The following is a 25,957-nucleotide window of genomic DNA, read 5'->3' on the forward strand; positions in this document are numbered from 1 at the left end:
AATTGTATAAAACAAAAATGACCAATAGTCAAAAAACACGTTGACTACTGGTCTTTTTTATTGTATAGTGCAGGTAGAATATAAAATGACCAACGGTCATAAAGGAGGGGCGGTTATGAATATGGTTGCATTTGGCAAAAAGGTAGTAAAGTTCAGAATCCCGATACTGATCATCAGTATCTTACTCCTGATTCCGGCGGGACTTGGATATGTGAATACCAGAGTCAATTATGATGTGCTGACGTATTTGCCGGAAGATATAGAGACGATGCAAGGGCAGGATATTCTGGTAAAAGACTTCGGAACCGGTGCATTTTCCATGTTCATTGTGGATGGAATGGAAGATAAAGAGGTATCGGCCCTGAAAGCAAAGATTGAGAACGTGGAACATGTTCAGAAAGTTTTATGGTATGATTCGCTGGCAGATATCAGTATGCCAAAGAGCATGATCCCAAAGGATGTCTATGAGGTGTTCAATTCCGATACAGGAACGATGATGGCGATTTTTTTTGACGAGGGTACTTCATCTGACGGAACGATGGAAGCCATTGGGGAGATCCGTAAACTGGCAGGAAAACAGTGCTTTTTAAGTGGTATGTCAGCAATTGTTACGGATACGAAGAATCTGGCTGAGAAGGAGACACCGTTATATGTACTGATCGCAGTCGTATTGGCAGTGATCGTATTAGGTCTTACGATGGATTCCTATTTTATTCCTTTACTTTTTATGCTGAGTATCGGAATGGCAATCGTGTATAATTTGGGAAGCAACTACTTCTTTGGAGAGATCTCGTATATTACGAAGGCATTGGCAGCAGTACTTCAGCTCGGAGTGACACTGGATTATTCGATCTTTCTGATGCACAGCTATGAAGAACAGCAGGTCCGTTACAACGGTGATAAAGAACGGGCAATGGCACATGCGATATCGCAGACATTCTCATCTGTAATCGGGAGCTCGGTTACAACAGTGGCAGGATTTATTGCCCTGTGTTTTATGACATTTACACTGGGTATGGATATCGGTGTAGTTATGGTAAAAGGTGTCATCCTCGGAGTGATTGCCTGTGTGACAATCCTGCCATCTATGATCCTGTGCTGTGACAAATGGATCATGAAGACGATGCATAAGCCTTTCCTTCCGGATATTGGAAAGATATCAGATAAAGTTACGAAGCGGTATATGATCTATGTAATCCTTTTCCTTGTACTTTTGTTCCCTGCAATCTATGGAAATAACCATACAGCCGTATATTACAATCTGGATGAGACACTGCCAAAAGACCTTCCAAGTATTATTGCAAATGAGAAGCTAAAAAAAGATTATGACATGAATACGACGCATATGATTCTTGTAGACAGTTCCGTAGAATCGGCAGATGTTGCAAAAATGATTGATAAGATGGATGATGTCGATGGTGTTAAATGGGCACTTGGACTGGATGCACTGATCGGACCGGCAATTCCGCAGGATATGATCCCGAATTCTGTAACAGATATGTTGAAGAATGATAAGTATCAACTGCTATTGGTCAATTCTGAGTATAAGGTTGCATCGGATGAACTGAATGCACAGATCAAAGATCTGAATAAAATATTACATAAATATGACAAAGGTGGTATGTTGATCGGTGAGGGCCCGTTGACAGCAGATCTGATCGATATTACAGATACGGATTTCAAGACAGTCAGTATGGTATCGATCGGTATCATTTTCGTGATCATATTGATATTATTTAAATCCATTTCGCTTCCGGTTATTCTGGTTGGTGTTATTGAATTTGCTATCTTTGTAAATATGGGAATCCCGTATTATACAGGAACGAAACTGCCATTCGTCGCATCGATTGTCATCGGCACGATCCAGCTTGGATCAACGGTGGATTATGCGATCCTCATGACAACGAGATATAAGAGAGAACGCAATCACGGAGCGGAGAAATACGATTCGATCACTACCGCACACCGTGCATCAGCACAGTCGATCATGGTAAGTGCGCTGAGTTTCTTTGCAGCAACAATCGGTGTCGGATTGTATTCAAATATTGATATGATCAGCTCGTTGTGTATATTGATGGCGAGAGGTGCAATCATCAGTATGATCGTAGTCATCTTTGTATTACCGTCGATGTTCATGGTATTTGATAAGGTGATTGTGAAGACAAGTAAGGGATTCTTACCTGTGAAATAAAGCATATAAGGATTGATTTATATAACCAGAATAAAAGCAAGCCCCGTATTTTTGTGGGGCTTGCTTTTACTCGATAATTTTCCCGTCGATACTTATCGTTACAACCTGCCATGGAATGAATTTTCCGCTATTCTGAAGTGCTTTTTTTGCTGCCATCTCAAGACCGCCGCAGCATGGAACTTCCATTCTTACAATTGTCACACTTTGAATATTGTTATTTTGGATTATCGCAGTCAGTTTTTCACTGTAATCTACCTGATCTAATTTTGGACAGCCGATTAATGTTACTTTATTTTGGATAAAATCCTGATGAAAGCTTGCGTAAGCATAAGCAGTACAATCGGCTGCGATTAAAAGCTTTGCATCGTTAAAATATGGTGCACTGACTGGAGCCAGTTTAATTTGTACCGGCCAGTTCTGAAGTTTTGATACTGAATCTGTAGCTGAAGATGGTCCTTCAGACTTTGGTGTTTCTGTTCGTTGGATCTGCATGATTCTAGATCCCGGACAACCGGTGTGAGGAGGCATTGCCTGTTTTTGAATGGCGTTTTTTTTCTGTGCTTCTTTCACGGCTTCTTCATCATATGCAGGTGCTTCTCTTTCCTCAAATGAAATGGCACCGGTAGGACATTCCGGGAGACAATCACCAAGTCCGTCACAGAAATGTTCTCTTACTAATTCTGCTTTTCCGTTAATGATGTCAATGGCTCCTTCGTGACAGGCAGTTGCACAGGCACCGCATCCATTACACTTTTCTTTATCAATTCGAATAATTTTTCTTATCATTTTTATCCTCCGTCAATAGTATTTAACTTTTGTTTCTGCCAGAATTATAGTATGATAAATACAACTTGTATGTTTGATTTCCAACAGGAGGGAAGATTTTGAAAAAATATTTACCGGTTCTAAGAAACAGTTCATTTTTTAAAGGTCTTACGGATGAAGAGATATTATCTATCTTGCATTGTGTAGAGGCAACAGCAGTTTCAAAAGAGAGGGATTCCTATATTTTCAGAGCTGCAGATTCTACAGAAGTAATGGGGCTTGTGGTGTCAGGTTGTGTTCTTGTTATTCAGGAAGACCTGTGGGGACATCGAAATATTTTATCAAAATGCCATGCCGGCGATTTCTTTGGAGAACCGTATGCAGCAAGCCCGGGGGCTGTTCTGAATATCAGTGTGGTAGCAGATGAGGACTGTGAGATTCTCTTACTGAATATCCAGAGGCTGTTGGTCACTTGTCCAACTGCATGCGAGCATCATCAGAAGCTGATCCGCAATCTGGTCAGTGTTCTGGCAAATAAGATACTGATCTTGAACGATAAGATCACACATGTTGGCAAGCGAACGACAAGAGAGAAACTATTGTCATATCTGTCAGCCGAATCCATCAGACATTCATCTTTGTCCTTTGACATTCCTTTTGACCGACAGCAGCTGGCAGATTATCTTTGTATTGATCGAGCAGCAATGTCTACAGAAATATCAAAGTTACAAAAAGAAGGCTTTATAAAAACAAATCGAAATCATTTTGAATTGACTGTTTCTAAGAATGTGGATTCAAGAATGAAGGGAAGAGCAATATATTAACATCATAAATCAATTTGACAATATGATGTTTTGTGGTATAATTTTCATGCTGTGAAAACAGCCGACAGTTCATTTGTACCTTCCTGTCGAAAAATAAAACCGGGGCTAATCATGAGGATTTCAGGCTCTGCGTGCGAAGATACACGCAGAGCTTTTTGTATATTAGATATGGATTTTCTGATATATAAAAACTGCTCCATTTAGGATGCATAGCTCTTAACAGGTACATACATTTCACATATAGGAGAGTTGAAATATGTATTATTTACAAACAAAAGCCAGTTTTGATGCAGCACATTTTCTATGGAAATACGAAGGAAAATGTAGAAACATCCACGGACATCGTTGGAATGTTGTTGCAAAAATCAAGAGTCAGGAGTTGGAACGAGAAGGACAGACACGAGGAATGGTAGTGGATTTTGGTAATCTGAAAAACGACCTGAAAGTATTTTGTGATTACTTTGACCATAGTCTGATTTACGAGACAGGATCTCTGAAAGCAGAAACGGTAGCTGCACTTCAGAAGGAAGAGTTTCATTTGGAAGAAGTCTCTTTTCGTCCGACAGCAGAAAATTTCGCATATTATTTCTACAAAAAATTGACGGATTCAGGGTATGGAGTTCATTGTGTGGAAGTATATGAGACGCCTGATAATTGTGCAGTTTATGAGGAAGAGTAGATGAAGGTAGCAGAAAAATTTACCAGTATTAATGGGGAAGGCACGCGCGCAGGAGAACTTGCAGTATTTGTTCGTTTTAAAGGGTGTAACCTGCGATGCAGTTATTGTGATACTCTGTGGGCTAATGAACCTGAGTGCCCATATAACGAGGAAACCCCAGAAGAAATATTAAATTATGTTCTTGGAACTGGAATTCATAATGTGACACTGACAGGAGGAGAACCGCTGCTGCAAAAAGACATCAGGAATTTAATCCATCTTCTTTTACAAGCGGGGCTGCAAGTTGAAGTTGAGACGAATGGAGCAGTCGCTTTGGCAGCATTTTGTGAAGAACGTCCGGTATTTACAATGGACTATAAGTTACCATCAAGCGGGTGCGAAGAACATATGATAACAGAGAACATGAAACTGCTTGAAAAGAATGATACTGTAAAATTTGTATCTGGCAGTCAGGAAGATTTATTGAAAGCATTGGAATTGATTCGGACTTACGATCTGACAAATAGATGTCATGTTTATCTTAGCCCTGTTTTTGGAGCAATAGAACCGATGCAAATAGTAGAATTTATGTTGAAACATCGGTTGAATGGTGTACGGTTGCAGATACAGATGCATAAAGTAATCTGGGATCCCGATGAACGGGGAGTATAAATAGTGAGAGGTGATAGAGATGAAAGCATTAGTTCTTTTTAGTGGAGGAATTGATTCAACAACGGCATTGGGACTGGCAATCAAAAAGTATGGGAAAGACCAGGTCATTGCTCTTTCGGTTTCCTATGGACAAAAGCATGATAAAGAGATTAAAGCTGCAATAGCAGTTGCCCGATATTATGGCGTGGAGCATTTGTTTCTGGATTTAAGTAAGATATTTCAATATAGTAACTGTTCACTGCTTCAACAGTCTACAGAAGACATTCCGGAGGAGAGTTACGCAGAACAGATTTCAAAAACAAATGGCGATAAACCAGTAAGCACATATGTACCGTTCCGAAACGGATTATTTCTTTCTTCGGCGGCAAGTATTGCACTGAGCAAAGACTGCGAAGTAATTTATTATGGAGCTCATGCAGATGATTCTGCAGGTTTTGCATATCCGGATTGCTCACCGGTATTCAATCAGGCTATGAATGAAGCAATATGGGAAGGTTCCGGACATCAGCTTAAAATAGAAGCACCTTTTGTTAATGTATCCAAAGCCGAAGTGGTAAGGATTGGATTAGAACTGGGAGTTCCTTACGAGTTGACCTGGTCCTGTTACGAAGGTGGAGAGAAGCCTTGCGGAAAATGTGGAACATGCATTGATCGTGCAGCGGCATTTCAGGCAAATCAAATGGAAGATCCGGCGTTGAGATAGAGGAGGAAGAGATGAGAGAAAAAGAAAATTTAACACTATTGGGAAATCAGCAAACAGAGTACAGTATGGATTATAATCCATCCGTATTAGAGGCATTTCAAAATAAACATCCTGAAAATGATTATTTTGTCAAGTTTAACTGCCCTGAATTTACAAGCCTGTGTCCGATTACCGGACAGCCGGACTTTGCAACGATCACGATTTCGTATGTTCCGGATGAACGGCTTGTGGAGAGCAAATCCTTAAAATTATATTTGTTCTCATTTAGAAATCATGGAGATTTTCACGAAGATGTGATCAATATAATTATGAAAGATCTGGTCAAGCTTCTTGAACCGAAATATATAGAAGTCTGGGGGAAATTTCTTCCTAGAGGAGGATTGTCCATTGATCCGTATTGTAATTACGGAAAGCCGGGGACAGATTGGGAGCAGGTTGCCTGGAATCGTATGAGTAATCATGATATGTTTCCGGAGAGGGTTGATAATCGGTGAGAGTTGTTATAATAAAGGAACATAGGTTTTGCAGAGAAGAATCTGATCATAAAGCCGATGCAGGATTTTTGAATCCTGTATCGGCTTCGGAGATTCCATAGAGATTTAAAGAAATTTATTTGTTATAATTCATCAGCGTTTTGATGTCTTCTTCCGGCGTGGTGATAGGTGCTATACCGTAATTTTCTACCAGAAAATTCAAAATATTAGGAGACAAAAATGCCGGAAGAGAAGGACCAAGACGAATGTTCTTGATACCCAGGTGTAAAAGTGTTAACAGGATGCAGACGGCCTTCTGTTCGTACCAGGAGAGAACGAAGGAAAGAGGAAGTTCATTTACGGAGCATCCAAATGCATCTGCAAGTGCTACAGCAACCTGAATCGCACCATAAGCATCATTACACTGCCCCATATCCATTAGTCGTGGCAGACCACCGATTTCTCCAAGATCGAGATCGTTGAAACGGAATTTTCCGCATGCCAGAGTAAGGACAATACTGTCAGAAGGTGTCTGTTTTACAAATTCTGTGTAATAGTTTCGTCCAGGTTTAGCACCATCACAGCCGGCAACCAGAAAGAAATGACGGATTGCACCTGATTTTACTGCTTCAATTACAGTGTTTGCATGGGACAGGATGGCTGCATGACCAAAACCGGTTGTCACTTTTGTACCGCCATTGATGCCGGTGAGTACCTGATCTTCCTTGTAACCACCAAGTTCCAGCGCTTTTTCAATAACCGGCGTAAAATCTTTCTTCTCATCAATATGAACAGCACCGGGGAAGGCAACCATTTCTGTTGTAAATACTCTGTCAGCATAACTGCTTTTTGGCGGCATCAGACAGTTGGTGGTGTAGAGAATCGGAGCTGGAAGATGATCAAACTCTTTTTGCTGATTCTGCCATGCGGTTCCAAAATTCCCTTTTAAGTGTGAGAATTTTTTTAAGAGTGGATAGGCATGGGCAGGGAGCATTTCACCATGAGTATAGATGTTGATTCCCTTGCCCTCTGTTTGTTCAAGTAAAATCTGCAGGTCTTTCAAATCATGTCCGGTTACAACAATAAATGGTCCCTTTTCTATTGTAAGTGTAACATTGGTTGGTTCTGGTGTCCCATAGGTTTCTGTATTTGCCTTATCAAGAAGTGCCATACACTTCAGGTTGATTTCTCCTACTTTTAGTACTGTAGGAAGCAGTGCATCTGCACTTTCTTCATAACCAATCTTAAATAATGCTTCACAGAAGAAGCGATTCACTTCAGTATCTTCATAATTCAGAACATTTGCATGATAGGCATAGGCAGCCATTCCACGAATTCCGAAAAGAATAAGAGATTTCAAAGAGCGTATATCTTCATTGGCATTCCACAGCTGTTGCATATCGTATTCGCCTGTTTTACCGCAAGGTGACTGACCTTTGCTGCAGTCAGGAACCAGTCTTTCTTTTTCAGCTCGGACTTTTTGTATCATGTTTTCAATTGAGGCATCGTCAAAATTTACATTTGTAACTGTGGTAAACAGTCCTTCAATTATGACCTGTCCGGTTCTTTTGGAAATAGCTGTTGTACTATCGACAGCTCTTGCAAGACCAATCAAGGCACCTGTCAGTTCATCCTGTAATCTGGCTGTATCTGCCTTTTTTCCACAGACACCGGCATTTCCTGTACATCCGGCGCATCCGACGGTCTGCTCACACTGAAAGCAAAACATTTTCTTATCCATTATTATATTCTCCTTTTTTATTCTATAATTTTTCCATCAATACTTATCGTTATAACCTGCCATGGTAAGAATTTTCCACTATCCTGAAGCGCCTTTTTTGCTGCCATTTCCAGACCACCACAGCAAGGAACTTCCATTCTTACAATTGTTACACTTTGAATGTTGTTATTTTGAATAATTGCAGTCAATTTCTCACTATAATCTACCTGATCTAATTTAGGACAGCCGATTAATGTTACCTTATTCCGAATAAAATCCTGATGAAAGCTTGCATATGCATAAGCAGTACAATCGGCTGCGATTAATAGTTTTGCGCCGTTAAAATATGGTGCACTTACAGGTGCCAGTTTAATCTGTACTGGCCAGTTCTGAAGTTTTGATAGCTGCTCTACGCTTGGAGTTGATTTTATGGTTTCAGGTGTTTCGGATCGCTGAATCTGCATACTTCTAGAACCAGGACAGCCGGTGTGTGTAGACATTGCCTGATTTTTGGCAAATACTTTTTTCTGCGCTTCTTTTACGGCTTCTTCATCATATGCAGGAGCCTCTCTTTCTTCAAAAGAAATGGCACCTGTAGGACATTCCGGGAGACAATCGCCAAGCCCGTCACAGAAATGTTCTCTTACCAATTCTGCTTTTCCGTTAATGATGTCAATGGCACCTTCATGACAGGCATCTGCACAGGCACCGCATCCATTACATTTTTCTTTATCAATTCGAATAATCTTTCTTATCATTTTTACCCTCCGTCTATAGCATAAAATTTTTATTTCTGTTAGAATCATAGTATAACAAATGCAACTTGTATGTTTGATTTCCAACAGGAGGAACAATTTTGAAAAAATTTTTACCCATTTTAAGGAACAGTCCTTTCTTTAAAGGTCTTACTGATGACGAGATATTATCCATATTGCACTGTGTAGAGGCAACAACAGTTTCAAAAGAGAGAGATTCTTATATTTTCAGAGCAGCAGATTCTACAGAAGTAATGGGACTTGTGGTGTCAGGCTGTGTTCTTGTTATCCAGGAAGACCTTTGGGGGCATCGAAATATTTTATCAAAATGTCATGCCGGTGATTTTTTCGGAGAACCATATGCGGCAAGTCCGGGTGCTGTTTTGAATATCAGTGTGGTAGCAGATGAGGACTGTGAAATTATTTTCCTAAATGTCCAGAAGCTTCTGATTACTTGTCCAACTGCATGCGAGCATCATCAGAAGTTGATTCGTAACCTGGTCAGTGTCCTGGCAAATAAGATACTGATCTTGAACGATAAGATCACACATGTTGGCAAGCGAACGACAAGAGATAAACTATTGTCATATCTGTCAGCCGAATCAATCAGACATTCATCTTTATCCTTTGATATTCCTTTTGACCGGCAGCAGTTAGCAGATTATCTTTGTATTGACCGTGCAGCAATGTCTACGGAGATATCAAAGTTACAAAAAGAAGGTTTTATAAAAACAAATCGAAAGCATTTTGAATTAATGGTTTCTAATGATGTGGATTCAACAAGGAAAATGTGATGTATATCAAGGGAAATATAGGATTAATTTGAGAATTATTATTTTGCAGAAGAATGAGAATGGATGGAGGTAAAAATGATTATCAGAAAAGCGAAAGAAAAAGATATTCCGAGAATTTTAGAGTTATTAGAGCAAGTGTTACAAATTCATGCAGATATAAGGCCTGATATTTTTATTCCGGGCACGACCAAATATACGATAGACGAATTGAGAGAGCTTTTGAAACATAAAGAAAAGCCAATATATGTTGCGGTGGATGAGGATGATGTTTGTGTAGGGTATGCATTTTGTCAATTACAAGAGCAGCCTTTTTCAAACAACATGGTTCCGTTTAAGACGTTTTTTATTGATGATCTTTGTGTCAGTCAAGAGGTTCGAGGTCAGCATGTTGGCGAAAGTCTGTTTGAATATGTAAAAAATGAAGCGAAACAGATAGGGTGCTATGAAGTGACATTGAATGTATGGGCGGGAAATACTTCAGCAGAGAAATTTTATGAAAAAATGGGAATGCGAACGAAAGAAAGACAAATGGAATATATATTGGTAGAAAAATAATATGCAGAAATAGAAAACATGGAAATAAGACTATTACGATATTTTTTCGAATGATCATATACAAACGCTGCAGATTCTTGCTGACGCAGCAAAATATGATGTGGCATGTACATCAAGCGGGCTGCTTTTACTCCGGAAGAAATCTGTGACTTAACAGTAGAGTTTTATAAGTGTAATTATATCGAGGGTCTGTTTTTGAGTTCCGGAATCTTAAAGAATCCGACTTATACGATTGAGAAGATGTGCGAGACGTTATTGCTGCTTCGGACGAGCTGATTGCATCAGCAGGATATCTTGCAGATCGTATCAGTGTTAATCTTGAACCGGTAAGTGATGAAGAATATAGAAAACTAAAATAGGACCAGAAATGGCAAAGTGCTTCTGCCATGAATTAGAATATTTAGACGGAGAAATATTTTTAGACAAAGCTGTTGAATAAATAACGCTTTGATAGTATCAATAGAAGGCTGCATTGATTAGTAAAACAAGGAGATTTTTATGATTAAAGTTATTATGATGTGTGGAATATGCGGTTCCGGGAAAACAACTTATGCAAAGAAGAAAGAAAAAGAAGGCTATGTTCGCTTGTCCATTGATGAGGAAATGTGGAAAACTTACGGGAGAAAGGGGATTGATTATCCAAACGAACAGTATGAGAAACTTTCAGAAATAGTGGAAATGGCACTCCAGAAGGAACTCCTGTCTCTCATTCAACAAGGAAAACATGTAGTCCTTGATTTCAGCTTTTGGAATAAGGCAAACAGAGCGTATTATAAAAGGCTTATAGAAAAAGCTGGCGGTACACCAGAACTTGTTTATATGAAGGCTAGTAAAGGAACCTTACAAAAAAGATTGTATAAAAGGAATCAGTCTTTGAATGCTAATTCTCCATTTATAATAACAAATGAGATACTAGAGCATCATTATAACGATTTTCAAGAACCATGTGGCGAAGGAGAAAAAGTAATTTTACAGGAATAAGATTGTGCTGGGGCAGCCATTGATAGCCCCGACCACCTTTGGTGGTAGGCAATACGAGGGGGAATTTTCGTTACCGAAGATGAAGACTACAAATGTATATCCAGTACAATTAAAGTAATGGCTTGTATCAAATCTTACTGGCGATGAAGTACCTGCGTTCATCTGATGAGGAATGGACAGTATTTGTAAATGCTTTCGATAAGCTGATTCAAAATAATAATGGTGTGGTCAGTCTCGCAGCAATGAATCTTCCTGCGGATTGGAAAGAACATTTAAGTGTATAAATGCAATGGAATTGCATAAAATAATAAAGCAGACCTAACCAAGCATCTAGCTCAAACCGGTTAGGCTTTCGGCGGAGTGTTACGATAAGCACTTCGCCATTTTTATTTTGATAAGGAACATTCACCTTTTACTTACATATGATTGCACAATTTGAACGAAAAAAGTCTCATGATCATGTGCGAAAATGAAAGTGAAACTTATTAGATGATATAATTGTTATATCGGCTAAAAAATAGCGCGGTGGGCAAAAGAAATGGCGTTTTTGCCGATAGTGTGATATACTAATTAGTAGATTGATACGTTTTGGATATGGGTTATGATTTGTGATGGAGGATTGTAGATGAGATACCTTTTAGTTGCTGATATAGCAAAAAAATGGAATATGTCAGAGCGCAGTGTTAGAAATTACTGTGCCCAAGGGCGTGTGAACGGTGCATTTCTTACTGGTAAGACATGGAACATTCCAGAAAACGCAGAAAAACCGGAGCGCACCAACAAAAGAAAAGAAGAGCCGATTACTCTGTTGGATATTCTGAAAGAGCAGAAGGCAAGTAAATATTCCGGTGGGATTTATCATAAGACACAGATTGATTTGACCTATAACTCTAACCATATGGAGGGAAGCCGCCTGACACACGATCAAACTAGATATATTTTTGAAACCAATACTATTGGCGTAGAAAAAGAAGTGCTGAATGTGGATGATGTGATCGAAACGGCAAATCACTTCCGGTGCATTGACATAATTATTGATCATGCAAAAGCAGCTCCGACGGAGAAGTTCATCAAAGAACTTCACTTGGTTTTGAAGAACGGCACCAGTGATTCCAGAAAAGAATGGTTTGCTGTTGGAGATTATAAGAAACTTCCGAATGAAGTCGGCGGTAGGGATACAGCCCTTCCAGAAGAAGTTGCCGATAAAATGAAGGCTTTGCTGACGGAATACAACGCCAAAGAAGAAAAGACCTTTGCGGATATTCTAGACTTCCATGTGAAGTTTGAGCGGATTCATCCGTTCCAGGACGGCAACGGTCGTGTGGGCAGGTTGATTATGTTTAAGGAGTGTCTGAAATACAATATTGTTCCGTTTATCATTGAGGATAATCTGAAAATGTTCTATTACCGTGGATTGAAGGAATGGGATAATGAAAAAGGCTATCTGACAGATACCTGCCTGACCGCACAAGACAAATATAAAGCGGATTTGGATTATTTTAGGATTGCCTACTGAAATTGAACAAAATAATATGATGTGTGGGTGGTGAATAAATGCTTATTTATGCAGGTACAAAAAGTGATTTTATGATGGATACAGAGAATGATTGTTTGGAAACAAAATTATATGAAAATATAAAATTAAAGATGAACCGGACGACAGGATTAAGTGAGCTGAATGTCTGGCGGAATTCATTAAAAGCAGAGTTGTTGGAGTGTTTTCAATGGAGTGATACAGAGTATGATCTGCAGCATATAAAAGAAGAACTGGCAGATGTACTTGTTTATTCACAAAATCTTTTGGACAAATTGGAACTTGATGCTGATGAAATCGTGAATATGAAGATGAAACAGAATGAAGCAAAGTACCCGGTAGATAAAGCAAAAGGAAATGCAACGAAATATACTGAACTATAGTTAATGCGAAAGATGATGTGTTTGAGCAGATGCTGTTATACAAAAATAAACAAAGTTATGCCAGAAAACAAAAAAGTACAAAGGTTCACAAAGCCCGAAATATCAAGAAAAACTAAGAAATGCGAGGTTATGCAACAATGATAAAAGTGCTCTTTATCTGCCACGGCAACGTTTAAAGTATGGCGAGAAAGACTTTTCTAGATAGAAACAAATAATTTACACCTTATTTATACCTTTGGAAGACCGAATCGGAATAATTAAAAAAGTTGTCATAATTTAGTTGGTCAAAAAATAATACTACACTCAAAATTAATTAAAAAATCAATTGTAAAAAAATACGATTGATTTTTTTGCACATTTTTGCATATAATATAATCATTATGGTTGGAAAGGGAACGATTACTATTTTAGTATCTTAGTACTTAGGAAATAGCAGTTGTAAGGGGATTATGACTGAGCGAAAAAGGAGAATATGATGAAATCAGAAGAGGTTATGAGAATACTGGAAAATGCCATCCGTATCGGAAAAGGTGTGATCCGGTATGGAAGTGTTGCATCGTATATTCCGGAGCTTGCCAAGGCAGATAAGAATAAACTGGGAATCTGCCTTTACACAATAGACGGCAATCAATTTGAGACCGGAAATACAGAAGACAGATTTACGATACAGTCCATTTCCAAAGTAATGGCACTGTGTCTGGCACTGGAAACATTTGGAGCAGAGTTTGTGTTTAATCATGTTGGTGTGGAGCCGTCAGGGGAGGCTTTTAACTCACTGGTAGAACTGGATAACCGAAGTAACCGGCCCTTTAATCCGATGATCAATTCTGGAGCAATCACGGTTGCGAGCCTGCTTGTAGACCACTATTCCATCGAAGATATGCAGAAGTATATGCAGGATGTATGTGAAGATCCGGAGATTGCAGTAGACGAAGCTGTATTTCAGTCTGAGATGGCGACTTGCGCAAGAAATAAGGCGATTGCCTATCTTTTAAAAAGTAAGGAGATCATTGATACCGATGTAGAAGATAGTGTTACCTTTTATACAAAGATGTGTTCCATGTCGGTAAATGCAAGAGATCTGGCAATGTTCGGTCTTTTGCTTGCAAATGACGGAGTGCAATTATCTACCGGAAAACGTCTGATCTCATCTCAGACAGTACGGATGGTACAGACCATTATGCTCACCTGCGGGATGTATGACGGATCAGGTGAATTTGCGTTAAGAACAGGAATTCCGACTAAGAGCGGAGTCGGCGGCGGCCTGCTTAGCGTATCGAAAAAGAAAATGGGAATCGGGATCTACGGACCGTCTCTTGATAAAAAAGGAAACTGTATCGCAGGCTGCGAATTGTTGGGATATATTTCAGAAGCACTGCATCTTCACATCTTTGATACCAGAGAGTGGAAGGTAGAAAAATAAAAAAAGACGATACTGCAGAACTCCCTTAGCATGTGGTTTTGCAGTGTCGTTTTTCTTTTATCCGCATATTTTTCAGAGGATGGAAGACAATTTCCATCTTTAACAATGGTTGGTTCTTTTCCTGCAATCATGGTTACCATGTATCCATTTTTTCCAAAATTGATTGCAACGACTTTTCCTTTTTTCGTATGAAAAATCTGAATAAGGATATTTTTTGAAGTCGGTTTGTTCTTAAAATAGTTGCTTGGTCTGCTGTTCCCGGTAGGAATCGCACCATTGCCAATTTCTTGGAATTTCAAAAGGCAATTTATCATCAATGTAAACTTCCTCAGAACCATGCTTTTCATAATGAGAATTATCCCTTCTGAAAATGACGGATTCGTGCTTATCTTTTTTGATTTTACCTTCTGCAACTAACTTTTGCTTCTTGAACAAAATGAACTTTCTGATAAAATAAAACTTAAAGATTTCTTGAAAATTCAGAAGTTCGATACAGAGAAGCTGCGTGAGATTATCAAGGTGATCCGTGTTCATAGTCAGGATGAAATTGAAATCGAATGGAATTTTGACGATATTTTTTCAGAACAGAGATAACTTGAGCAGGACAAGAATGACTTATCAGAAGATAATAAAGGTGCTGGGACTACCTGATGGAAGCGTCAGATAGTCTTCGGCAGAAAAAAATAAAATTTTTTTGTCCTATACTTGACACATCCACATGTATGCCGGCACACCTATTGCTCAAATATGACAAAATCCGGAATGAATCCAAAAGCATTGCAATATTTGATGGGCCACTCAGAGATCAGCGTAACGTTGAATACATATACGCATGTAAATCTTGAGGATGCCAGGGAAGAAGTTGCTCGGATTCAGGTTGTGTAATTACGATTTTTAATTGAAAATAGCAAGGTGTAAAATGGGAAAACATACACCTTATTTTACACCTTTTGCTGACGATATTATGCGAAAATAAACCAGGTTATGCCAGAAAGCAAAAATTTACAAAGGCTTACAAAGCCCGAAATACCAAGAAAAACTAAGAAATGCGAGGTTATGCAACAATGATAAAAGTGCTCTTTATCTGCCACGGCAACATCTGTCGCTCCACCATGGCAGAATATGTAATGAAAGATTTAGTAAAAAAAGCGAATCTGGAGTCATCTTTCTACATCGACTCTGCCGGAACCAGTAACGAAGAAGATGGCAATCCGGTACACTATGGGACACAGAACAAATTAAGAGAAGAAGGAATCCCGTGCGGGAATCACAGAGCACGTCAGATGACGCGAAAAGATTATGAAGAGTTCGATTACCTGATCGGCATGGAACAGTGGAACATTCGCAACATCAACCGCATCATCCGGAAAGATCCGGAGCATAAAGTACATCTGTTACTGGAATATGCAGGAGATGCAAGAGATATTGCAGATCCGTGGTACACGGGGAATTTTGATGTGACTTATGAAGATGTGAAAGAAGGCTGCGAGGCATTCTTGCAATATCTGATGGAGAATGAACCGTTATATTAAAAACAATAGGAGTAAACAATAAAAAGGAATCATCTTAAGTATTCAGATAATTTTGCATACATTTGATGATTCCTTTACATTTTTTCGAAAATAATTTCATAGAATTTAATATAATATAAACTCCGGGTACGATTTTACATAGATTTAACATAGATTTGATATAGGCTGCATACACCTTCGTTACAATAAGCCCGTAACGTCGAGGGGACATCATATGCTCGAAAGAAGCTGCCGACGGCAGGTTCTACAGAAGACGAATGAAGGAGAATGGAAAAATATTATGAATGAAAAATTGCAGATAATATTCGGACTTTTAGGAGGTCTGGCAGTCTTTATTTATGGAATGAATATGATGAGTGAGTGTCTGCAGAAAGCGGCAGGAGAAAAGATGAAAAGCATCCTGGCACTTCTGACTAAGAACCCGGTACTTGGGGTTATCGCAGGTGCACTTACCACAGCAGTATTACAGAGCAGTAGTGCGACAACCGTTATGGCAATCGGATTTGTCAGTGCGGGGCTTATGAGTCTGCCACAGGCAATCTCAATCATTTTTGGTGCGAATATCGGTACGACAATGACGGCGCAGATTATTGCATTTAAGATCAGCGATTACATTTATATCATTATTTTTATTGGATTTATCATTTCGTTTATTGCGAAATCTGAAAAAGTGAAAAGTATCGGTCAGACAATTTTTGCATTTGGTCTGTTATTCCTTGGAATCGAGACCATGGGAGATGTCATGAAACCGCTGGCATCCAGCCCGGTGTTCACGGATCTGATTGAAAGAGTGGCACATATTCCGGTACTTGGTGTATTTGTCGGAACGCTTATGACACTGGTAGTACAGAGCAGTAGTGCGACGATCGCAGTATTGCAGAACTTTGCATCACAGCCGGGACCTGACGGTGTGACAAGTATGCTTGGACTTGCAGGAGCAATCCCGATCCTGCTTGGAGATAATATCGGTACTACAATTACAGCACTTCTGGCAAGTATCGGTCAGACAAAAGATGCGAAACGTACCGCAGTTGCACACTGTATTTTCAACATTTCCGGATGTCTGTTATTTATCTGGTTTGTGAAACCATTTGCAGTACTGATCCAGCACATTTCTCCGAAAGGACCGGAGATTGAAGTGATCTCAAGACAGATTGCAAATGCACATACATTATTCAACATTACAATGACACTTATCTGGGTCTGTCTGATCAATGTGATGGTAAAGATTGTTATGACGTTGATTCCGGATGGAAAAGCAGTCGATATGAATCCTGCAAAACCTGTATTTCTGGATGACAAGATCATCAGCCAGCCGGCAGCAGCACTTCAGCTGGTTGCAAAGGAAATTCTTCGTGTGAGTGAAATGGTGAAAGTGGTTGTGGCAGATACGATCACAATCGTTAAAACAGAAGACCTGAATGAACTGGAACCATTGCAGGAAAAAGGAGTACAGATAAAGAAACTGACGGATCAGATCACAGAATATCTGGCCTCCCTATTCTCGGCCGGAACAATGACAGAGCAGCAGGCAGCACAGACGGCGAGTCTCATGTACATCTTGAGCGATGTGGAACGTATGGGAACGCTGAGCGTAGAAGTTGCAAAATGTGTACGGGAAAAGGTAGACAATCGGTACAAATATACGCCGGAAGCGATGGATGAACTGCAGAAGAGTCTGAAGACACTGGAGAAGATGTTCAATGATTCACTTAAGGCATTACAGGGAGATGAGTCAGTGCAGATCGAGAAGCTGATAAAACGGAAAGATAAGATCATGGATCTGGATCTGAAGATGAGAAAAGCGCATGTACAGCGTGTCAATAAAGGAAAATGTAAAGCAAGCCTGACAGCACCATTTACAAATATCCTGCATCTGATCGACCGTATGGGAAACAGTTGTGTCAACCTTGCGGATGTTGCGTCAAATGAAATCAGTCTGAATTATTTTATGGTAAATTAAGAATATGAGAGAAAAAAAAGCCTTTGCGGATATAAAAATGATATCTGATATGCTACCCTCATATAGGACAATGAAATATAAAAGTCCTATATGGGGGTATTTTCATGTTCAGAAAGAGTAAGATAGAACCAGTAGAAAAAGTAAAAATAGTCGAACGCTACCTTGCAGGAGAAATTGGCATACAGCAAGCAGGAAAAGAATTAGGAGTTGATCATCATAGTATTCGAAATTGGATTTCTATTTATCAGTATGATGGACCAACTGGATTACTCAATCAACCGAAAAACAAATCTTATTCAAAAGATTTAAAAATATCTGCTATAAATGATTATCTTAACGGAGAAGGATCTCTTCAGGATATTTGCACAAAATACGGAATTCGTTCACACAGACAGCTTTCCGATTGGATTAAGGTGTATAATTCTGGTGGAATATTAAAAACATCCACTGGAGGTGCTTACATGAAAAAGGCAAAGAACACTACACTTGATGAGAGATTAAAAATAGTAACAGATTGTCTTGCAAATGATAAGAATTATGGTGCAATGGCACTCAAATATGATTGTTCCTATCAACAAGTTCGCAATTGGGTAATACGATACGAAAAGATGGGTCAAGCGGGTCTGGAAGACAGACGTGGACGTCGTATAGCTTCTCTTCCAAGCAGAACACCTGAAGAAGAGCTACGTGACAAGATAGCTGAACTGGAAAGAAGAAATCTAGACTTACAAATGGAGAATGATCTGTTAAAAAAAGTCAGAGAACTGGAAAGGAGGGGTCGCTATCTTTAATCCATCGGTTAGCCGAATATGAAGCCATCCAAAAACTATCGTCTACTAAGCATTATCCCATAGATAGACTTTGTAAATATCTTAATGTTACACGTTCTGCGTATTACCGCTGGGGAAAATATCCGAAAAGTAATAATGAACTTCGAAACGAAAGACTATCCACTGAAATCCAAAGGATTCATCACCAGCATCCAGATATGGGATACCGAAGGATTCGTGATGAATTAGATGGACATAAAGGAATTCATGTGAATGATAAACGAGTACTTCGTATTTGTAGGAAATACGATATAAAATCAAATATTAAATGGAAACCTAAGAGTTGTACCAGAGGAGACAGAAATCCTGATCACATAGCAAAAAACTATTTACACCGTGAATTTCACGCCGAAAAACCGAATGAAAAGTGGCTTACAGATGTTTCTGAATTTAAATACTACAACGGAATAGAAGTTCATAAAGTTTATCTGAGTGCTATTTTAGATTTATATGATAGAAGGATTGTTTCCTTTAAAATCAGCGATCATAATGATAATCCATTAGTTATGGACACGTTTGATGAGGCTGTTCGTCAGGAGCCAGATGCACACCCATTAGTTCATTCTGATCGAGGCTTTCAATATACAAGCGCACAGTTTTATACTAGATTAAAAAAACATCATATGAAGCAGAGTATGTCTAGAGTTGCCCACTGTATTGACAATGGACCAATGGAAGGGTTTTGGGGAATTCTAAAACGAGAAATGTATTATAAACAGCGTTTTAATGACAGAAGCTCTTTGATTACTGCGATAGCTAATTACATAGATTACTACAACAACCAACGACTTCAAAGGAAACTGCATGTAATGACACCAATGAAATATCATGAGCAATATACAAAAGCAGCATAAAATATCGCCAGCCATAGCATGGCTGACGATACAAAAATTTATTATTTTTTATTGTCCTCTTGACGGGGAGCATACCAATCTGCAAGGGCTTTTTTAGTCTAAAGACATAAAAAATAAAATTTGAGAAATACTATAAAAGAAAGATCATGTAATGAAGAAAGAAAAACTATAAAAAGATAGCAGACTATCTAAAAAAGGAGGAAGTATTATGGACACATCAACATATGAGATCATGAAAGAGTGTAATTCGGGCTGCAGGATGGCAGTGAACAGCATCGAGCAGCTGGTAGCATATCTGAAAAACCAGGAATTGCAGGAGTTATTATCTAAATATAAAGAAGATTATGAAAAAATGGAGAGAGAATCGATAAGATTATCAGAAGGAAAACTTCAGGAAGAAAAGTTTTCAGAAAAGGCAGCAGAGACATTTGCATGGATCAGTGCCGAAGTAAAGATGATGTTCAATGACGACACTTCGAAAATAGCAGAAATGATGATTGATGGTGCCAATATGGGAATAAAATCCATTACAGAGAAATTAAATCGTTATTCGGAGGCAGAAAAAGAAAGCATTTCACTGGCAAAAAAATTTGAAAAGACGTGTGAAAAACTGATTCAGGATATGAAAAAATATTTGTAGAAAGACAAAAAGCCCTTTACAATTTGTGTGATTTTGGATACATTATTGTTATAAGAATATAATTTAAAGGGGAAATTATGAAAGATATATCAGAAAAAAGATTAAGCGATTATATGGCAGAACAGATTGCAGACGAGATCTTATCTGGAAGAATTCCCGGGGGAAGCCAGTTAAAACAGGAAGAACTGGCGGAAGCATTCGAAGCTTCCAGAATCCCAATCCGGGAAGCATTTCAGATTCTGGAGAATCAGGGCCTGATTATCCGTCTGGCAACCAGAAGAATTACCGTAACAGAACTGGATGAAGAACAGATCTGTCTGATCTACAGCATGATTTCAGAGATGACAAAGAAAGCTCTGGACAGTCTGAAGCATAGTAAAAAGACGGAAGAATTGTACGAAAGGCTTACGACACCGGGATTACTGGGAGAAGTGCAGCCGGCAGAAGCAATGTGCGACCTGGTGGAAAATGAATATATTAAGCGACTTTTGAGAAATGCAAGTGACAGTTATATCCGTTTTGCGCTATCAACGGGACGTCATAAAGAAGAGATAAAAGAAGAAAGAAACAAGCTGACAGAACTTTTGAAAAATGGGGAATTAAAGAAAGCAGAGAAAGCTCTGGATGCATATTTCAAACTGCTGGCGAAGGCAGTTAACGAAGAGAGAGGGATGAATGAATGAACGGATTAAAACCGATTAAAATGCCGTCTGCCAAAGAAAAAGTAGCTGCGGAACTCAGAAAGGCAATCTTGTCCAGACAGATGCAGGAAGGCGAAGTTCTTTCGCTGGACAGCGTCGCCACTCAACTAAATGTATCAGCAATGCCGGTAAGGGAAGCCTTTCAGATCTTAGCGCGTGACGGACTGATCCAGCTTCGTAAGAATAAGGGAGCTGTCGTACTTGGAATAACCGAAACATACATAAAAGAACACTATCAGCTCCGCGCAATTCTGGAAAGTTCAGCGGCAGCACTGGCGGCAGACCCGGAAGCAGATATATCTGAGATTGAATCTGTTTATGAAGAAGCCGCAGAGGCTCTGCGGGAAGGTAATTTAAGACAATACACAGACCTGAACCACGCATTCCATAGCGAGATCTGGACTGCAGCCGGTAATCAGAAGATGAAAAATATGATCTCTGAATTATGGAATGGATTGTCCATGGGAAGTATGGTATCCGAGGAAGATTATGCGAAAGTGTCGATTAAAGAACACGGAAAGATATTGAAAGCAATCCAGAAGCATGACAAAGAGGCTGCGCAGAAAACAATGTACGATCATATTATGCGCAGCCGGGATGATATGCTGACATATTATAAATAAAATTTCTATTTAATTCACTAAGCCAGATTCCCGAACCGTAATAAAAGATTACAGTTCTCCATTTAATTATTATGGCATGCGAAACCGCAGGAATAAACTTACAAGGTCCTATCTTGTGCATACGGACTCATGGTTGGTAATTCTTAAGTAAAAAAGTTGACCGCTTGCTCACAAAAAATCCACTGTCTGAGACGAATGTCGAGTTTGGATTTTTTGTGAGCTCGTTTTTAGGTCAACTTTTTTGCTTTAGAATTTCCCCATGTTGGAGTCAGCACAGGATAGGACCTTGTAAGTTTATTCCGATCGGTGACAGCCGCCATAATGCATTAAATAGAAATTCTGGAATAAAATCCCATCCTCCTACATAAGAATACTATGAGGGTAAAGAAAAACAGCCACATTCAAATGAAACAGAAATGGAGGAGCGTTATGGGACATACTATCAGCCGGAAGAGCATAAAGAAAATCATTACCATACTGACGGCTGCGATCCTGGTACTGCTGCCCGTGGGAGGGAGTATCAGGGAGGTGCATGCTGAGGGAGAAGAGTCGTCGGATTCGGGCATGTCTCTGGAGCATGAAAAGACGGTGACAGAGAATGCAGATGGAACCTACGATCTGAAATTAACAGTAAAAGGAAAAGTAAACAGTGAGTCTTCGAAAGCGCCGCTGGATGTCATCTATGTCTTGGACAGATCCGGAAGTATGGCTTATCCGATGGATCGTGACAGTCAGAATAGCTGGGAAAATAACGGGGAAAGAAGGAATGCGGCAAGTCAGGCAATCGACAGCATGACGAATACACTGGCGGCTAATGAGAATCTGGATGTCAGATTTGCGCTTGTGACGTTTAGTGGAAATAAGAGTGACTATCGGCCTGGTGGATATAGGGATGAGGCATGGAATGATGCAGAGATTGCTGTAAACTGGACGAATCAGGCATCTGCGATCACGAATCGGACTTCTCCGAAATCGGACGGCGGAACCAATTATCAGGCCGGGATCAGAAGTGCGAAAGGATTGCTGAATGGGAAAAGACAGAATGCCAAGACAGCAGTGATCTTCGTATCTGATGGAGATCCAACCTTCCGATATAGATCAGACGGTTATACAGAAGGCAATGGAAGCAGCGACGAAGATGGAAAGAGTCTGAAGGCAGGAAAAGATGCAGTCGCTGATATGCAGACCGATTATTTTTTCACGGTCGGTGTAGGACCGTCAGGGAATTACAAAAAACTTACCGACCTTGCCAATTCAGCAGTCAAAGCCGGAAAACATGCATCTTATGCCGGAACAACGTTGGCGAATCTGAACAAGGCATTCGATGACATTCAGAAACAGATCACAGAACTGGCATGTACAAATGTCACGATTTCCGATCCGCTGAGTGAGAATGTTGAGATGGTGAAGGGAGCAGATGGAAATGTCCTTGCACCACAGGTGCAGATCTTTGATGCATCCGGAAACCTGGTTAATGCAGCAGATCTCGGAATCACGGCTTCTTATGATTCTGCATCAAAATCCGTTAAAATGCAATTTCCGGCAGACTATAAACTGCAGGAAGGCTATACCTATGAAGTCATTGCCAAGATCCAGCCGACAGAAACGGCATATGAAAAATACAGAACATCAGGCTACACAGATCAGGCAGATGCAGGAACCGGAACCTATGCAGGAGACACCGGATTCTATTCGAACCAAAATGAACATGCAGTACTGATGTACAAGTATGGAGAACAGAACTATACAGAATATTACAAGAAACCAGTCATAAAAGTGCATCCGGGCAATTTAAAGATTTCGAAAGCCATTACAGGATTGGAAGATAACCCGGAAGCATTGCAGAAGGTATTAAAGAAGCTCTCCTTTACCTGTGCGCTGACGAAACCAGACGGAAAAACGGAGACAAAAGAACTGAAACTGAATGCAGACGGACTGGTATGGAATGCAGAAAATAACGCATACGAATATACATTTACCAATCTGACACCGGGAACAACGTATAAAGTAAATGAAAATGATGCCATACTGGATGGATATGATCTGACGGTATCACCGGATACAACAGAAATATCCGGGCAGATTGCAGGAAGTACAACATCGGAAGCAAAATTCGTCAATCGGTATATCCGGAGTGACCGCGTACTGACGATTGCAAAGAGAGTCGGCGGCAACATGGGAGACCGTACCCACGCCTTTCGGTTCAAGGTGCAGATAAAGCTGAACGGGAAATCCTATACAGGTGGAATCAGCTATGTGAAATATGACGCACAGGGCAATCCAGTCAGTGAGGAAGAATTAAAAAACGCAGTTGCGGTAGAAAATGGAGTCTATACATTCCAGCTGAGGCATATGGAAAAAATCGAGATGACGATGCCATATGGTGTAGAATATATCGTTTCCGAAGAACCGGAAGACTATGATGTGCAGATTACAAAGAAAGTTTCGGAAGAAGAGGAACAGAAACTGGACAATGGTAAAAAAGAACTTTCGGATATTCTATCAGAAAATACAGATCTGACATTTACGAATACGAAAGAAGTACAGCCGGCAACCGGAATCCGGCAGACATCGGCTCCGTATATGGTCATGACAGGGGCCGCATTCGGAATGCTGGCATTTTTCGGACTGGTATACGGAATCCGCAAATGGGGAGATCCGACAGGAGAATAACATCTGACAAGGAGCATATATGAAAGAAAAAAGAGAGATCATACTGTTCTTTACCCGTTTACTCATGCTGGCAGTGATGCTGGCGGTCCTGTTTGGCGTGATTTTTGGAATGACTTCTGCAAAGAATCAGGATATGTCCCCGAAAATATGTGCCGGAGATCTGCTTTTATATTACAGGCTGGAACGGAAATATTCCGACCGGGATGTCGTGGTATTCCAAAAAGAGGGGACATTGCATACAGGGCGTATTGTGGCGAGAGAGAAAGATAAGGTAGAGATTACAGACAAAAATGAACTGAAGATCAACGGAAGCATTGTGAATGAGCCGGATATTTTTTATAAGACACCGGCCTATGTGGATGGCATATCCTATCCGGTGAAAGTAAAGAAAGACCAGTATTTCATTCTGTGTGATTTCCGTGAAGGTGCAAAAGACAGCAGATACTTTGGTGCGGTCAATGCAAAGGATATAAAGGGAAGAGTGATTACCGTCCTTCGCAGATCGAACCTGTAAAATCAGTAACATGATTGCAGAACATGGAAAAAGAAAGGAAAAGAAATGATGGAAAAAAGAATGTTAAAAAAAGTATCCACTGTTACGGCTGCCGGAATAATGATGACAGCAATGCTCGGAATGCAGGTGTCAGCGGCAGAAAGTTCAGATAGCGAAACTGCAGTTAAGAAAACTCCGACGATCACAAAACAGATTACGAAGGAAAGTAATATATATGCACCGAAGACTACATTTAAATTTACCGTTGCTCCAGGAACGGCAGTGCCGGCAGGTGAGAATCAGGAGGCAATATATGCAGGACCGGCAAAGGGGGTAACTTTGGATAAGGATGTCATTGCATCGGTACCGGCGGACAGCGATATTGGAAATGAGAAAATTACAGTAGGAACGACAAAGCTTAATGTTAATGAATCTGTATTTACAACAGGAAAGAATGCAAAACCTGGAATCTTCCGCTATGTAGTAAGTGAGGCTGCAGCGGACAAGGACGGAAATGCGTATGAAGGTGTTGCTTATACCACAGAACAGAAGTATTTTGATGTGTATGTAACATCCGATGATGACGGAAATCTGGAAGTCAGCTCTTATCTGTTTGCAGATAAAAATAATCTGAAGTCAAAGGGTGAGGGAGTTTTCACGAATGATTACAGCAGTCGTCACGATACGTTGAAAGATCTGACCGTAAAGAAAGAGGTTACCGGTAATCAGGGAAATCGTAATAAAGAATTCGAATTTACATTGAACGTAGCCGGAGCAGCCGGTGAAAAATATTATATGACATTCTCAGATTCAAGAACTCCGATCACATTGGTATCCGGGCAACCTCAGACATTCACATTAAAAGATGACCAGACAGCAAAAATCTGGGGATTGTCAAAGACAGATAAATATACGGTAACAGAGTCTAGTTATGCAGATGATGGCTATACAACAACCATTAATAATGTAAAGACATCGACGACAGCAGGAACAATCGCAACCGGTGCAGGAACAACCGCAGACAATGGCGACAAGAACATTACTGTTGTAAATGATAAAACAACAAATTCTCCAACCGGAATCTTCCTCCATGTTGCTCCGTATATTGCATTGATCGGTGCAGCAATTGCATCCAGCCTTCTGTTCTTCAGAAGAAAACGTGTAAAAGATATGGATATTGACTAATCGGCTGGGCGAAAAAAGCAGATAGAAGGTAT

The 25,957-nt window shown here is 39.9% G+C and carries 27 protein-coding genes and 2 pseudogenes; 25 read left to right on the top strand and 4 right to left on the bottom strand.

The window, feature by feature from the left end:
* Nucleotides 1-121 precede the first annotated feature (121 nt).
* Nucleotides 122-2,191 carry an efflux RND transporter permease subunit gene (locus NKF87_RS02155; protein ID WP_117598482.1) on the top strand — a complete coding sequence of 690 codons (2,070 nt, stop codon included), beginning with the start codon at nucleotides 122-124 and terminating at the stop codon, nucleotides 2,189-2,191.
* Between the two features lie 66 nt (nucleotides 2,192-2,257).
* Here the strand turns inward: NKF87_RS02155 and NKF87_RS02160 are convergent, their stop codons facing one another.
* Nucleotides 2,258-2,977: a 4Fe-4S binding protein gene (locus NKF87_RS02160; RefSeq protein ID WP_118224356.1), complete on the bottom strand. Its 720-nt coding sequence runs from the start codon at nucleotides 2,975-2,977 to the stop codon at nucleotides 2,258-2,260.
* Between the two features lie 98 nt (nucleotides 2,978-3,075).
* Here NKF87_RS02160 and NKF87_RS02165 point away from each other — a divergent pair, with 98 nt between their 5' ends.
* The 5 genes from NKF87_RS02165 to queF all read left to right on the top strand — a co-directional run bounded on the left by NKF87_RS02165 (nucleotide 3,076) and on the right by queF (nucleotide 6,307).
* Entirely contained in the window at nucleotides 3,076-3,780 is a 705-nt protein-coding gene (locus NKF87_RS02165; RefSeq protein WP_117597899.1) for a Crp/Fnr family transcriptional regulator, read from the top strand.
* Between the two features lie 256 nt (nucleotides 3,781-4,036).
* Nucleotides 4,037-4,459, top strand: coding sequence for a 6-pyruvoyl trahydropterin synthase family protein (locus NKF87_RS02170; RefSeq protein ID WP_253583902.1), 423 nt, complete (start codon nucleotides 4,037-4,039; stop codon nucleotides 4,457-4,459).
* Nucleotides 4,460-5,110: a putative 7-carboxy-7-deazaguanine synthase QueE gene (queE, locus tag NKF87_RS02175; protein ID WP_117597901.1), complete on the top strand. Its 651-nt coding sequence runs from the start codon at nucleotides 4,460-4,462 to the stop codon at nucleotides 5,108-5,110. It begins immediately after the preceding gene.
* Nucleotides 5,111-5,129: 19 nt separating this feature from the next.
* Nucleotides 5,130-5,813, top strand: coding sequence for a 7-cyano-7-deazaguanine synthase QueC (gene queC, locus NKF87_RS02180; protein ID WP_253583904.1), 684 nt, complete (start codon nucleotides 5,130-5,132; stop codon nucleotides 5,811-5,813).
* A gap of 11 nt (nucleotides 5,814-5,824) precedes the next feature.
* Nucleotides 5,825-6,307, top strand: coding sequence for a preQ(1) synthase (queF, locus tag NKF87_RS02185; RefSeq protein WP_028087154.1), 483 nt, complete (start codon nucleotides 5,825-5,827; stop codon nucleotides 6,305-6,307).
* A 115-nt stretch (nucleotides 6,308-6,422) separates the two neighbouring features.
* On the opposite strand, the gene hcp is transcribed toward queF, so the two are convergent.
* Nucleotides 6,423-8,027 (bottom strand): hydroxylamine reductase, encoded by a 1,605-nt coding sequence (gene hcp / locus NKF87_RS02190; protein WP_118224354.1) that lies wholly within the window; start codon nucleotides 8,025-8,027, stop codon nucleotides 6,423-6,425.
* Nucleotides 8,028-8,044: 17 nt separating this feature from the next.
* A complete protein-coding gene (locus tag NKF87_RS02195) occupies nucleotides 8,045-8,764 on the bottom strand; it encodes a 4Fe-4S binding protein (protein ID WP_117597904.1) in 720 nt (239 codons plus the stop codon).
* 98 nt (nucleotides 8,765-8,862) lie between these two features.
* Between NKF87_RS02195 and NKF87_RS02200 the strand changes: the two genes are divergently transcribed.
* The 8 genes and pseudogenes from NKF87_RS02200 to glsA all read left to right on the top strand — a co-directional run bounded on the left by NKF87_RS02200 (nucleotide 8,863) and on the right by glsA (nucleotide 14,431).
* A complete protein-coding gene (locus NKF87_RS02200) occupies nucleotides 8,863-9,555 on the top strand; it encodes a Crp/Fnr family transcriptional regulator (RefSeq protein WP_118310057.1) in 693 nt (230 codons plus the stop codon).
* Nucleotides 9,556-9,630: 75 nt separating this feature from the next.
* Nucleotides 9,631-10,110: a GNAT family N-acetyltransferase gene (locus NKF87_RS02205; protein ID WP_022279769.1), complete on the top strand. Its 480-nt coding sequence runs from the start codon at nucleotides 9,631-9,633 to the stop codon at nucleotides 10,108-10,110.
* A 111-nt stretch (nucleotides 10,111-10,221) separates the two neighbouring features.
* Nucleotides 10,222-10,463 (top strand): annotated as a pseudogene (locus NKF87_RS14470) (radical SAM protein); the annotation flags it as partial.
* 145 nt (nucleotides 10,464-10,608) lie between these two features.
* Nucleotides 10,609-11,091 (top strand): AAA family ATPase, encoded by a 483-nt coding sequence (locus NKF87_RS02215; RefSeq protein WP_253583906.1) that lies wholly within the window; start codon nucleotides 10,609-10,611, stop codon nucleotides 11,089-11,091.
* 122 nt (nucleotides 11,092-11,213) lie between these two features.
* Entirely contained in the window at nucleotides 11,214-11,375 is a 162-nt protein-coding gene (locus NKF87_RS02220; protein WP_242998881.1) for a hypothetical protein, read from the top strand.
* 341 nt (nucleotides 11,376-11,716) lie between these two features.
* Nucleotides 11,717-12,607, top strand: a complete 891-nt coding sequence (locus NKF87_RS02225; RefSeq protein WP_253583908.1) for a Fic family protein — start codon at nucleotides 11,717-11,719, stop codon at nucleotides 12,605-12,607.
* Between the two features lie 131 nt (nucleotides 12,608-12,738).
* Nucleotides 12,739-13,008 carry a MazG-like family protein gene (locus NKF87_RS02230; RefSeq protein WP_242998888.1) on the top strand — a complete coding sequence of 90 codons (270 nt, stop codon included), beginning with the start codon at nucleotides 12,739-12,741 and terminating at the stop codon, nucleotides 13,006-13,008.
* A 472-nt stretch (nucleotides 13,009-13,480) separates the two neighbouring features.
* Nucleotides 13,481-14,431, top strand: coding sequence for a glutaminase A (gene glsA, locus NKF87_RS02235; RefSeq protein ID WP_253583909.1), 951 nt, complete (start codon nucleotides 13,481-13,483; stop codon nucleotides 14,429-14,431).
* Here the strand turns inward: glsA and NKF87_RS02240 are convergent.
* Nucleotides 14,392-14,844, bottom strand: coding sequence for a hypothetical protein (locus tag NKF87_RS02240; RefSeq protein ID WP_253583911.1), 453 nt, complete (start codon nucleotides 14,842-14,844; stop codon nucleotides 14,392-14,394). The two genes, glsA and NKF87_RS02240, sit on opposite strands and share 40 nt — an antisense overlap.
* Nucleotides 14,845-15,145: 301 nt before the next feature.
* On the opposite strand from NKF87_RS02240, the pseudogene NKF87_RS02245 reads away from it, so the two are divergent.
* From NKF87_RS02245 to NKF87_RS02295, 11 genes and pseudogenes are all read left to right on the top strand, one after another.
* Nucleotides 15,146-15,316, top strand: a pseudogene (locus NKF87_RS02245) (tyrosine-type recombinase/integrase); the annotation flags it as partial.
* Nucleotides 15,317-15,495: 179 nt separating this feature from the next.
* The gene (locus tag NKF87_RS02250; RefSeq protein ID WP_253583913.1) at nucleotides 15,496-15,963 is read left to right on the top strand and encodes a low molecular weight protein-tyrosine-phosphatase; all 468 of its coding nucleotides are present in this window, start codon (nucleotides 15,496-15,498) and stop codon (nucleotides 15,961-15,963) included.
* Nucleotides 15,964-16,243: 280 nt separating this feature from the next.
* Nucleotides 16,244-17,926 carry a Na/Pi cotransporter family protein gene (locus NKF87_RS02255; RefSeq protein ID WP_055283051.1) on the top strand — a complete coding sequence of 561 codons (1,683 nt, stop codon included), beginning with the start codon at nucleotides 16,244-16,246 and terminating at the stop codon, nucleotides 17,924-17,926.
* A 104-nt stretch (nucleotides 17,927-18,030) separates the two neighbouring features.
* A complete protein-coding gene (locus NKF87_RS02260; RefSeq protein ID WP_006426148.1) occupies nucleotides 18,031-18,717 on the top strand; it encodes a helix-turn-helix domain-containing protein in 687 nt (228 codons plus the stop codon).
* Nucleotides 18,717-19,610: an IS3 family transposase gene (locus NKF87_RS02265; RefSeq protein ID WP_226851847.1), complete on the top strand. Its 894-nt coding sequence runs from the start codon at nucleotides 18,717-18,719 to the stop codon at nucleotides 19,608-19,610. Before NKF87_RS02260 ends, NKF87_RS02265 begins: the two co-directional genes overlap by 1 nt.
* Before the next feature lie 208 nt (nucleotides 19,611-19,818).
* Nucleotides 19,819-20,250, top strand: a complete 432-nt coding sequence (locus NKF87_RS02270; RefSeq protein ID WP_055282973.1) for a hypothetical protein — start codon at nucleotides 19,819-19,821, stop codon at nucleotides 20,248-20,250.
* A 77-nt stretch (nucleotides 20,251-20,327) separates the two neighbouring features.
* The gene (locus NKF87_RS02275; RefSeq protein ID WP_117597913.1) at nucleotides 20,328-20,933 is read left to right on the top strand and encodes a GntR family transcriptional regulator; all 606 of its coding nucleotides are present in this window, start codon (nucleotides 20,328-20,330) and stop codon (nucleotides 20,931-20,933) included.
* Nucleotides 20,930-21,574 carry a GntR family transcriptional regulator gene (locus tag NKF87_RS02280; protein WP_117597914.1) on the top strand — a complete coding sequence of 215 codons (645 nt, stop codon included), beginning with the start codon at nucleotides 20,930-20,932 and terminating at the stop codon, nucleotides 21,572-21,574. Before NKF87_RS02275 ends, NKF87_RS02280 begins: the two co-directional genes overlap by 4 nt.
* 429 nt (nucleotides 21,575-22,003) lie before the next feature.
* Nucleotides 22,004-24,247, top strand: coding sequence for a DUF7604 domain-containing protein (locus NKF87_RS02285; RefSeq protein WP_253583914.1), 2,244 nt, complete (start codon nucleotides 22,004-22,006; stop codon nucleotides 24,245-24,247).
* 19 nt (nucleotides 24,248-24,266) lie between these two features.
* A complete protein-coding gene (gene lepB / locus NKF87_RS02290; protein ID WP_117597916.1) occupies nucleotides 24,267-24,761 on the top strand; it encodes a signal peptidase I in 495 nt (164 codons plus the stop codon).
* 45 nt (nucleotides 24,762-24,806) lie between these two features.
* Nucleotides 24,807-25,925: a DUF7601 domain-containing protein gene (locus tag NKF87_RS02295; protein ID WP_147332468.1), complete on the top strand. Its 1,119-nt coding sequence runs from the start codon at nucleotides 24,807-24,809 to the stop codon at nucleotides 25,923-25,925.
* Nucleotides 25,926-25,957: the final 32 nt, after the last annotated feature.

This window comes from Dorea longicatena, from assembly GCF_024168045.1.
Taxonomy (GTDB): domain Bacteria; phylum Bacillota; class Clostridia; order Lachnospirales; family Lachnospiraceae; genus Dorea_A.

Bases quoted from the DNA above. Each gene is read 5' to 3' on its own strand.
- NKF87_RS02155 (WP_117598482.1), top strand. From the start codon at position 122: ATGGTTGCATTTGGCAAAAAGGTAGTAAAGTTCAGAATCCCGATACTG.
- NKF87_RS02160 (WP_118224356.1), bottom strand. From the start codon at position 2,977: ATGATAAGAAAAATTATTCGAATTGATAAAGAAAAGTGTAATGGATGC.
- NKF87_RS02170 (WP_253583902.1), top strand. From the start codon at position 4,037: ATGTATTATTTACAAACAAAAGCCAGTTTTGATGCAGCACATTTTCTA.
- queE (WP_117597901.1), top strand. From the start codon at position 4,460: ATGAAGGTAGCAGAAAAATTTACCAGTATTAATGGGGAAGGCACGCGC.
- queC (WP_253583904.1), top strand. From the start codon at position 5,130: ATGAAAGCATTAGTTCTTTTTAGTGGAGGAATTGATTCAACAACGGCA.
- queF (WP_028087154.1), top strand. From the start codon at position 5,825: ATGAGAGAAAAAGAAAATTTAACACTATTGGGAAATCAGCAAACAGAG.
- hcp (WP_118224354.1), bottom strand. From the start codon at position 8,027: ATGGATAAGAAAATGTTTTGCTTTCAGTGTGAGCAGACCGTCGGATGC.
- NKF87_RS02195 (WP_117597904.1), bottom strand. From the start codon at position 8,764: ATGATAAGAAAGATTATTCGAATTGATAAAGAAAAATGTAATGGATGC.
- NKF87_RS02205 (WP_022279769.1), top strand. From the start codon at position 9,631: ATGATTATCAGAAAAGCGAAAGAAAAAGATATTCCGAGAATTTTAGAG.
- NKF87_RS02215 (WP_253583906.1), top strand. From the start codon at position 10,609: ATGATTAAAGTTATTATGATGTGTGGAATATGCGGTTCCGGGAAAACA.
- NKF87_RS02225 (WP_253583908.1), top strand. From the start codon at position 11,717: ATGAGATACCTTTTAGTTGCTGATATAGCAAAAAAATGGAATATGTCA.
- NKF87_RS02230 (WP_242998888.1), top strand. From the start codon at position 12,739: ATGAACCGGACGACAGGATTAAGTGAGCTGAATGTCTGGCGGAATTCA.
- glsA (WP_253583909.1), top strand. From the start codon at position 13,481: ATGATGAAATCAGAAGAGGTTATGAGAATACTGGAAAATGCCATCCGT.
- NKF87_RS02250 (WP_253583913.1), top strand. From the start codon at position 15,496: ATGATAAAAGTGCTCTTTATCTGCCACGGCAACATCTGTCGCTCCACC.
- NKF87_RS02255 (WP_055283051.1), top strand. From the start codon at position 16,244: ATGAATGAAAAATTGCAGATAATATTCGGACTTTTAGGAGGTCTGGCA.
- NKF87_RS02260 (WP_006426148.1), top strand. From the start codon at position 18,031: ATGTTCAGAAAGAGTAAGATAGAACCAGTAGAAAAAGTAAAAATAGTC.
- NKF87_RS02270 (WP_055282973.1), top strand. From the start codon at position 19,819: ATGGACACATCAACATATGAGATCATGAAAGAGTGTAATTCGGGCTGC.
- NKF87_RS02275 (WP_117597913.1), top strand. From the start codon at position 20,328: ATGAAAGATATATCAGAAAAAAGATTAAGCGATTATATGGCAGAACAG.
- NKF87_RS02280 (WP_117597914.1), top strand. From the start codon at position 20,930: ATGAACGGATTAAAACCGATTAAAATGCCGTCTGCCAAAGAAAAAGTA.
- NKF87_RS02285 (WP_253583914.1), top strand. From the start codon at position 22,004: ATGGGACATACTATCAGCCGGAAGAGCATAAAGAAAATCATTACCATA.
- lepB (WP_117597916.1), top strand. From the start codon at position 24,267: ATGAAAGAAAAAAGAGAGATCATACTGTTCTTTACCCGTTTACTCATG.
- NKF87_RS02295 (WP_147332468.1), top strand. From the start codon at position 24,807: ATGATGGAAAAAAGAATGTTAAAAAAAGTATCCACTGTTACGGCTGCC.